The organism is Devosia sp. A369, assembly GCF_054489345.1.
The window spans coordinates 1-8,561 of sequence record NZ_JBTMWV010000043.1 but is presented as its reverse complement, the minus strand read 5'-3'; the positions used below and the strand labels follow the sequence as shown (position 1 = coordinate 8,561).

Genomic DNA, 8,561 nt, shown 5'->3' with positions numbered 1-8,561 from the left:
CAAAAATCGCACGCGCACATGAGACCCCCGCTCGGGCTATGCCCTCCCGGCGGTCTCATGCGCGCGCCAAAGGTGGCCTGGTCTTGCTCCGCCTAATGGCCGGATTTTACTCCGCCGTTGACAGGACGAGGGCTTCATGCGGCCCTCCGCCGTGAATTCCTGCCAGGCCTTGGCAACCGAGGATTGGTTGGGGATCGTGACCATGCGCATCCACCGGCCGAGAATGCGCATCTGGTTGACGGCGTTAAAGGACTGCGAGCCGCCCGACACCTGCATGACCGCAAGCGTTCGTCCCTGTGTTGGCCTGATGGCGCCGCCGGGCAGGGGAATCCAGTCGATCTGCGCCTTCATCACCGCGCTCATCGCGCCGTGTCGTTCCGGGCTGGTCCAGACCTGGCCTTCCGACCACAGCATGGCCTCGCGCAGTTCCTGCACCTTGGGATGCTCATCCGCAGCATCATCGGGGAGCGGCAGGCCATGCGCGTGAAAGATGCGGGTGTCGGCACCCATGGCATCGAGCAGGCGTTGCGCTTCAAAGGTCAACAGGCGGCTATAGGAGCGCTCGCGCAACGAGCCGTAGAGCAGCAAAATGCGCGGCTTGTGATCAAGCTTTGCGGCGGTCAAACGCTCAAGGTCGGGTCGATCGAACAGGCCCGGGACAAGATTCGGCAGGTCGGATGCATCAGTCACGAGTCGGGCCTTCAGCACGGATGATTTCGCCATCTTCCTTGGTGAATGTCCCGATGTTCGGGTTGGGGAGGATTGCCAGCACGAGTTCGGAGGGTCGCGCCAGGCGCACCCCTATGGGCGTGACCACAAGCGGCCGATTGATCAAAATGGGGTGGGACTCCATCGCATCGAGCAGTTGGTCGTCCGACAGGGTTTCATCACCCAGACCGAGTTCAGCGTAAGGCGTGTCCTTCTGCCGAAGCGCCTGCCGCACGGTCAGGCCCGCCGCCGCGATCAGTTCAACCAGGCGTGCCCGCGTTGGCGGCGTCTTGAGATAGTCGATGATTTCGGGTTCTTCCCCACTTTGGCGGATCATGGCGAGGGTGTTGCGCGAGGTGCCGCAAGCGGGGTTGTGATAGATGGTGATGGTCATGATTGGCTTTCGGGAGTGATTGGAAGTGGCTCCACTACCGGGCTTCGCAGCAGCCACGACATGAGGGCAAAGGCCAGTACGGCCCCGGCATTTTCCGCGAGGATAAAACCCGACACATCGAGCGGGCGGATGCCAGAAAATGTGTCGGTCAGCGACCGGGCGATGGCGACGGCGGGGTTGGCAAACGAGGTCGAGGCTGTGAACCAATAGGCGGCGGTGATGTAGAGACCGACCAGCCAGGGCACCGCCTTACGGTCAAACCGCAGTCCCGCCAGGATGACGGCGACGAGGCCAAACGTCGCCACGCCCTCGGAAAACCACTGCGCCTCGCCGGTCCTGATTCTGCTGGAGGTTTGCAACAGCGGCAGTGCGAACATGATGTGGGCGGCAATGGTGCCAACAATGCCGCCAATGATCTGGGCAATCGTATAGAGCCCCGCATCGCGGATGCTGATCTCCCGGCGCAGGACGAAGACGAGCGACACGGCCGGATTGAAATGCGCTCCCGATATTGGGCCCAGAACCGCAATCAGCACGACCAGAATTGCTCCGGTCGCCACGGTATTGGCGAGCAGGGCAAGGGCGGTATCCCCGGTGAGCGATTGCGCCATGATACCGGAGCCGACGACTGTCGCCAACAGCATGGCCGTGCCCAGCGCTTCGGCTGTCAGGCGGCGCGGAAGTTCGATAGTCGCCACCTAGGCCGCCGTTCCTGATGGTGTGGTCGTTCCGTCCATGCTGCCGATACCTTGTAGCTTGGAGGTGAGCGCCATGCGATCAATCGAAGCGAGGGGCAGGCTCATGAAGGCGGCAATGCGGTTGCGCATGAAACGCAGCGCCTCATCGAAAGCAGCCTGCTGCTTGAATGCGGGGCCATCAACGGCTGCGGGGTCTGCGATGCCCCAATGCGCCGTCATGGGTTGGCCGGGCCATACCGGGCAGGCTTCACCGGCTGGGTTGTCGCAGACGGTAAACACGAAATCCATTTTGGGAGCGCCTGGAATGGCAAACTCGTCCCAGGGCTTGGAGCGCAAACCCTCCGTCGAAATACCAACTTTATGCAGGGCTTCGAGCGTCAGCGGATGCAAATCGCCCTTGGGCGTACTGCCGGCAGAATAGGCGTTGAAACGCCCTTGCCCGACATGGTTCATCACAGCCTCGGCCAGGATCGAACGGGCTGAATTGCCGGTGCAAAGAAACAGGACGTTGTAAACGCGGTCGGTCATTGATGGGCCTCTCGGGGAGCGCAGCAGGGCGTGAGCGCGGCAATGATAGGGGCGCAGAGCTGGGCGTCGCCGCCACAACAATCCTTGAGCAGGAACAGGGTCAGGTCGCGGAGCTGATCGAGCTTGGCGCGATAGATGATCGAGCGGCTGCGCCGTTCACCTTCGATAAGCCCGGCCCTGGAGAGCGTCGCCAAATGCGCTGACATGGTGTTTTGCGGGATATCGAGCACTCTAGCGAGTTCGCCGGCGGCCAGCCCATCCGGCTCGTGTTGCACCAGCAGCCGGAACGTATCGAGCCGGGTCGATTGGGCGAGCGCGGCCAAAGCCGGGATTGCATGTTGTGATTCCATATATCCAGCTTGGTGGATGTGCGAGGGCCTGTCAATCTTTTGTACGGGCTTCGCATTGGCTTCGTTATGGGACGGCGGGCATAAGCAGGCTCAGACCCATCCCGCTCAAGGCCATGAGCGCGACCACGATCCAAGGCGGGGCTTTCCAAACGGTCAGCAATACAAAGCCCGTCAGGGCCAGCGCGAAGTCATGGGGACCGATAATGGCGCTGGTCCAGACCGGATCGTAAAGCGCAGCCCCAAGCAGTCCGACCACGGCGGCATTGGCGCCGCGCATGGCCGCCTGCATGGCAGGCCGGGAACGCAGCGCATCCCAAAACGGCAGCGCCGCAAGCAGCAGCAGGAAGCCCGGCAGGAAGATCGCCAGCAGCGCAATGACCGCGCCGGCCAAGCCATGCGGCACCGGCCCCATGACCGCGCCGAGATAGGCGGCAAAGGTGAACAACGGCCCCGGCATGGCTTGCGCCGCGCCATAGCCCGCCAGGAACGCATCCTCGCTCACCCACCCCGAGTGAACCACCTCGACTTCGAGCAAGGGCAGCACCACATGCCCGCCACCAAAGACCAGCGATCCGGACCGGTAGAAGGCGTCGAACAGCGCCAGCCCCGGCGATGAGAAGGCCCCGGCCAGAATAGGAAGCCCGATCAGCAGCAGTAGAAACAGCACCAGCGCCATGACCCCAGCCTGTTTGGTGACAGGAAATCTCAGATGCCCGGCCACGGCAGCGGGAGCGGTCCGGCATAGCCACAATCCAGCGAGTGCGCCGACGATGATCGCGGCGATCTGTCCGACGGCCCCGACCACGAGTACGACGATCAGAACCCCCACCAGAGCAATGCTGGCTCGTTCCCGATCCGGCGCCAGCGTCCGCGCCATGCCCCATACGGCCTGGGCGACCACCGCAACGGCAACGATCTTGAGCCCATGCAGCAGGCCAAGGCCCGCCGGTCCGGCAAATGCAGCGGCGCTATAGGCGAATAACACCAGGATCAGCGCCGAAGGCAGGGTGAAGGCAGCCCAAGCCGCCAGGGCCCCGAGTGGCCCGGCGCGGAGTAGGCCGAGTGCAAACCCGACCTGACTGGAGGCCGGACCGGGCAGGAACTGGCAGAGCGCGACGAGTTCGCCATAGCTTGCCTCATCCAGCCATTTGCGGCGCACCACCAGCTCGTCCCGGAAATAACCGAGATGCGCGATCGGCCCGCCAAAGGAGGTGAGACCCAGCTTTAGAAATGCAAAGAACACTTCCCCAACGCGTGAAGGTGTCGGGCCAATTTTAGCATGTGGGGCGTCAGTCAATTTCGTCACTCATGATCACAATCATGAACAAATTATAGAATCTTGGTATCGGTTCAATGACGATGAGAGGCTGACCGATGCCGTGTCATTATCCGCTGCATGGAGGATGGGAATGGATAGCGGTGTTTGATCGGTGTTGGTTGCTCTGGGCGGGTGACGAAGGCCTGGTGCTTCGCCAACTGGTTGATCGCGCATTCGCGCAGTGGGACGCAGCGTCATTGCCAGGTCGTGCCGGATGATCGACGAACTATGAATGGTCTCTGGCGAACGACCGTGACACCTGGCATTCCGGCTCGGAAAGATCGTTCGGGGCGAGCTTCCGTCGAGTGCCGTCTTGTCTTCGGCTTGCGGTAGAACGTGACGGCACCAGCAGCCCGCCTTCGCATCAACGAAGCAGGAAGGGCATATAAACACCTAGTTCTGTCGATATTTCATCAGGGCCAACGAAGACGTCTCGTCAAGCTTTTGTCACAGCTAGGAATATGGGCTCGCACCTCCGTGCCCGTTGCACGTGCTTAAGGCATTGGTTGAAGCGGTCTGGGGGCATTCGACGTCCTCGGCACGATCCGCCTATTGCCCCAAGCACCGCATCTGCCTGCGGCAAATAGCTCTCCCACATCGGCCGCCTCTCGAACTTGGTGTCTTCCGGGTGACCGTCAAACCGGCACAGGGCGCGGGCGGCTAGTTCGCGGGCCGGCTTGAGATTGCTGGCAGGGGGCATGTCATCGACACCTGGCTTCCATTCAACTGCCTGCAGCATCACACCCACCTCTTCCAGTTAGCTGATCCACATGGGCCGGCCATCAAACATGGGCCGGCCATCAAACAAGGTGCCTTCGGGGACGCTCTCGAACGCGCATAGAGCACGGGAGGCTAGCTCGCGGACGTCTTTGGGCTTGCGGGTAGAGATCATAAGAACGCGGCTCCGGTCGGCACCGGCACTGATCTGTGAGCGTCGGCCAAATCCACCAGCCAGCGAGCAACGCCATCCGGAATTTCCACGGCGCTATTTCAATTTGCCGGATGAAGTGGCGTGCCACGTGGCAGACGGCCGGGATTTTCTGCGCGATAACCCGGCCCGCTACGACGCCATCGTCATGGATGCGTATGTCGGCGCGTTCGTACCGCAGCACCTCCGGTCGATGAGCTTCTTCCGACTGGCGCATACCCGTCTTGATGAAGCCAGGGGTCAGCTGATCGCCAACGTGTTTACGGAGCATGATTTCGATGAGGCGCCAGATGACGCCGCCACGGCGATGGGCGAGTCTGGAGCAACGTGCGGGTCCTCGACATCCGGGGCAGGCAGCACCGCAATGCCCTGGTCATGGCGGGAAACGTGATGGCGCTTCAGGAGCCGGAACTCCTCCTGCGACCCATGGCCGGAATTACAGAAATCCTGCACGACATCAACCGGTGGCGCTTCCGCGAGTGGCGGCTGCGCGGTCGCGACAACCGCAGCGTGAATGCGCTCCCCAGCACCTGATAGGAACCCATGTCCAGACCCGAAAGCTCCGCCTTTGTTAAAGGCCTGCTCTGCCACTGCCCGCGCTGCGGCCGGGGCAAGCTTTTTCCGGCTTCCTGAGCCTCGCAAAGGCTTGCAGCCGCTGCGACCTCGATTACAGCTTTGCGGACAGCGGCGACGGACCGGCTGTGTTCGTGATCTTCCTCGTCGCGCCGCTTATCATGGTTTTTTGGTATCTCGCCGAGGCCTGGTTCCACCCCGCACCGTGGATGCACCTGGTTTTGTGGATTCCCACGACGGTGGTTCTGTCACTGTCGCTGTTGCGCCCCTTCAAAGGCGTGCTGGTCGCTTTGCAGTTCCAGAACCGCGCCGGGGAAGGTCGCCATCACTGAAAAAGTCAAAATAGCCCGCGGACGCAAACCCAAAGTAATATCAACCGAGAATCTACGGGATGATGCCGGGCACGTCCAACATCGAACTGGCCACGCTGGCGGTGTTGGTGGCCATGGCGGACCGGGGTAGAAATTACCGTCGTCAGGTGGTCCGCCAAGCCTCGGCTTGGGTTCTGTCAGTGCGGACAGTGGGGCTGGTAGCATATCCATGACCCGCAGACTTCCCCCCTCGCGGCCGAACGTCGCCGCGCGCGAGCGGCGCATGCCGAGGCTGCTGCGGGCGGCCACGGCGCACCATCGCTCCAATGCGGCCGACACCGTGCTGGCCGTGGTGCTGACCTTCGTGGCAGGGGCAGTCAACGCCGGCGGCTTCCTCGCCGTGGGTCAGTACACATCGCACATGACAGGCATCGTCTCCGCGATCGCCGACGACCGCTTGGGCCTGCATCGCGGCGGATGCTATTTGGTTCAAGTAGCTGCCGAGATCGACTTCTCCGCTTTGTGCTTCAGCCGTCATCGCCCCATAGAGCAGGGCCAAGGCTTCAACGCGACCTGCCAGCCGGTCAAATGCAGCCTGCCGGTCGGGCGCTTGCCGGGATTCCAAGCGGATCAAAGCGGTGATCATCTGCAGGTTATTTTTAACGCGGTGCTGAATTTCCTGCAGCAGCGTGTCCTTGTCACGCAGCTGCTGCTCGAGCTGCTCTCGTGCATCGGCGTCGTTGGCGTCAATGAGGGCCACCAGTCGGAACATCGCGGCGTCATCATCATCAAGTATCAGGTTTGACCACGCACTCACGGTCTGAGAACGCCCCTCGGCATGGGGAATGACAAAGCGGCCGACAAAGTCACTAGACACGGTGACTGCCTGACCAAGATGGATGTCATCCGGATCGCACGATCTGCCAGGAAGGACGCTCCAGCCTTGCCCAGCAGGCCAGTCCGCTGCCGCCCCGATGAGGTTTAGAAACGCGGGGTTCGCATAGACGATGCGTTCTTCTGGTCGAAGTTCTGAGACCGCGATAGCGATAGGAAGATGGTCGAGGAATTGTCTAAAGCTATCCCTCTCCAGCGCGTCCGCCAGTTCTGGGGTGTCGATGAGCTGATCAAGTTGGGAGGACGGTCCATCGTTATCGTCGGCGCTGGTCATGCCGGCCTCCGTTTGTCTTCAAACAGCTCATGGATATCAAATGGCACGTTGGGGTACTAGGCCGGCTCCGATCTAACAGCATCACAGTTTTTCGGTGGGAGAACGCCCAAACTTCTGTCTGGCGGCAACCCGTGCGCCTTCAGATATAGGCAAGCCGAAGGGCATGTCTCAATCACCGACGGACGGTTATCTATGTTTTGGAGGCGAAGCGTTCCACCAGTTGGGTTTCCCCTAGAACGATGAGAAGGTCATCTTTCTGCACAATCGTATTAGCCTGAGCATAGGTGAAGACTTCGCCGGAGCGCTTGATGCCGACAATGGTCACACCGTACTGCTGCCTGACCTTGGCTTGCTCAAGCGTTTTCCCAACTAGATCAACGGGTGAGCGAGTTTTGACCATGGCAAAATCATTGTCCAAGTCAACGAAGTCTATCATTTTACCTGTGAGTATATGGGCCACCATCTGGCCCATGCGTGCCTCCGGGTAAACAACGTTTTTCACGCCGATGCTCTTGAGGATTTTGCCGTGCCGTTCGTTGTTCGCCTTGGCCCAAATTGTTGGAACCCCGGCCTCGATTACGGCGAGCGCGGTGAGGATGCTTGCCTCCAGGTCTCCCCCAATGGCGATAACAGCGGTTTTGAAGTCGCCTATGCCGATCTGTCGAAGTGCTTCCGGATTGGAACAGTCGGCTTGCACCACATGCGTGAGAAGGCCCGCCGCTTCCTGGACGATTGCGGCGTTCTCATCCACGCCGAGCACTTCGTGGCCCATGCGTATCAGCGAGCTCGCGACAGAGCTTCCGAAACGACCAAGGCCAATAACCAGTATTGTCTCGGCTTTGGTGCGATTGGAGAGTTTAACCAACGATAGGGCGCTCCTCTGGATAATGTAGTGCGCTTCGCCCTCTGCCAAGAGCAAGGGCCGTCGCTATGGTGATCGTGCCCATTCTGCCGATGAACATCAGTACGATCAGGACCAATTCGGCAACAGGTGGCAGCTGGCCGGTAATGCCGGTCGAAAGACCGACGGTGGCAAAAGCCGAAATCGTCTCGAACAAGACCGTGACAAGTGGGTAGTCGGTCACCAACAAAATGACCATGGTGCCCAGGGACAACAGGGTAAGGGACAACAGCACCACCGTTAGTGCCTGCCGCTCGATGGACGTCCCAATACGCCGTCCGAACAAGGCCGCCTCCCGCTCGCCACGCGCCTCCGACCAGACAACGATCCCGAGCACGAAGAAAGTGGTGATCTTGATCCCACCGGCGGTTCCGGCACTGCCCCCCCCGATGAACATCAGCAAGTACGTCACCGCCAGGGTTTCCTCATGCAGAGCACCGATATCGAGCGCATTGAATCCGGTTGTACGGGTGGTGACAGACTGAAAGGCGCTGTTGAGCAATTTCCCACCTAGACCCATCGGGCCCAAGGTGTCTGGATTATGCCATTCTACGGCCAGAACTGAGAGCGGCGGTGCAAAATTAGTCCACGGTAGCGGCGGGATAGTCCCGCTTCGGGCGGCGTAAAAGTCGGCCACCTATCTTCCTTCTGCGACGCTTGCAGGAGGGTTGGGGATCTATACCG

The 8,561-nt window shown here is 60.8% G+C and carries 11 protein-coding genes and 2 pseudogenes; 4 read left to right on the top strand and 9 right to left on the bottom strand.

Annotated features, from left to right (window positions below):
• Window positions 1-36: 36 nt before the first annotated feature.
• The 6 genes from arsH to chrA form a co-directional block, all read right to left on the bottom strand.
• Window positions 37-690 (bottom strand): arsenical resistance protein ArsH, encoded by a 654-nt coding sequence (gene arsH / locus ACX3OZ_RS20680; protein WP_459105479.1) that lies wholly within the window; start codon window positions 688-690, stop codon window positions 37-39.
• On the bottom strand, window positions 683-1,102 hold the full coding sequence (gene arsC / locus ACX3OZ_RS20675) for an arsenate reductase (glutaredoxin) (protein WP_459105478.1): 420 nt from the start codon (window positions 1,100-1,102) through the stop codon (window positions 683-685). The genes arsH and arsC overlap by 8 nt, the downstream gene beginning before the upstream one ends.
• Entirely contained in the window at window positions 1,099-1,746 is a 648-nt protein-coding gene (locus ACX3OZ_RS20670) for an aquaporin (RefSeq protein WP_459105481.1), read from the bottom strand. The genes arsC and ACX3OZ_RS20670 overlap by 4 nt, the downstream gene beginning before the upstream one ends.
• A gap of 54 nt (window positions 1,747-1,800) precedes the next feature.
• Window positions 1,801-2,328, bottom strand: coding sequence for an arsenate reductase ArsC (locus ACX3OZ_RS20665; RefSeq protein ID WP_459105477.1), 528 nt, complete (start codon window positions 2,326-2,328; stop codon window positions 1,801-1,803).
• Entirely contained in the window at window positions 2,325-2,678 is a 354-nt protein-coding gene (locus ACX3OZ_RS20660) for an ArsR/SmtB family transcription factor (protein WP_459105476.1), read from the bottom strand. The genes ACX3OZ_RS20665 and ACX3OZ_RS20660 overlap by 4 nt, the downstream gene beginning before the upstream one ends.
• A gap of 64 nt (window positions 2,679-2,742) precedes the next feature.
• Window positions 2,743-3,921, bottom strand: a complete 1,179-nt coding sequence (gene chrA / locus ACX3OZ_RS20655) for a chromate efflux transporter (RefSeq protein ID WP_459105475.1) — start codon at window positions 3,919-3,921, stop codon at window positions 2,743-2,745.
• A 950-nt stretch (window positions 3,922-4,871) separates the two neighbouring features.
• On the opposite strand from chrA, the gene ACX3OZ_RS20650 reads away from it, so the two are divergent.
• The 4 genes and pseudogenes from ACX3OZ_RS20650 to ACX3OZ_RS20635 form a co-directional block, all read left to right on the top strand.
• The gene (locus ACX3OZ_RS20650) at window positions 4,872-5,315 is read left to right on the top strand and encodes a polyamine aminopropyltransferase (protein WP_459105474.1); all 444 of its coding nucleotides are present in this window, start codon (window positions 4,872-4,874) and stop codon (window positions 5,313-5,315) included.
• A complete protein-coding gene (locus ACX3OZ_RS20645; RefSeq protein ID WP_459105473.1) occupies window positions 5,315-5,458 on the top strand; it encodes a hypothetical protein in 144 nt (47 codons plus the stop codon). The genes ACX3OZ_RS20650 and ACX3OZ_RS20645 overlap by 1 nt, the downstream gene beginning before the upstream one ends.
• Window positions 5,459-5,508: 50 nt before the next feature.
• Window positions 5,509-5,829: a DUF983 domain-containing protein gene (locus ACX3OZ_RS20640; RefSeq protein ID WP_459105480.1), complete on the top strand. Its 321-nt coding sequence runs from the start codon at window positions 5,509-5,511 to the stop codon at window positions 5,827-5,829.
• A gap of 208 nt (window positions 5,830-6,037) precedes the next feature.
• Window positions 6,038-6,253: pseudogene (locus ACX3OZ_RS20635) on the top strand (DUF1275 family protein); the annotation flags it as partial.
• 78 nt (window positions 6,254-6,331) lie between these two features.
• Here ACX3OZ_RS20635 and ACX3OZ_RS20630 read toward each other — a convergent pair.
• The 3 genes and pseudogenes from ACX3OZ_RS20630 to ACX3OZ_RS20620 form a co-directional block, all read right to left on the bottom strand.
• Window positions 6,332-6,976 (bottom strand): annotated as a pseudogene (locus tag ACX3OZ_RS20630) (histidine kinase dimerization/phosphoacceptor domain -containing protein); the annotation flags it as partial.
• Between the two features lie 190 nt (window positions 6,977-7,166).
• Window positions 7,167-7,841 carry a potassium channel family protein gene (locus ACX3OZ_RS20625; RefSeq protein WP_459105472.1) on the bottom strand — a complete coding sequence of 225 codons (675 nt, stop codon included), beginning with the start codon at window positions 7,839-7,841 and terminating at the stop codon, window positions 7,167-7,169.
• Window positions 7,834-8,514 (bottom strand): potassium transporter TrkG, encoded by a 681-nt coding sequence (locus ACX3OZ_RS20620; RefSeq protein ID WP_459105471.1) that lies wholly within the window; start codon window positions 8,512-8,514, stop codon window positions 7,834-7,836. The genes ACX3OZ_RS20625 and ACX3OZ_RS20620 overlap by 8 nt, the downstream gene beginning before the upstream one ends.
• Between the last annotated feature and the right edge of the window lie 47 nt (window positions 8,515-8,561).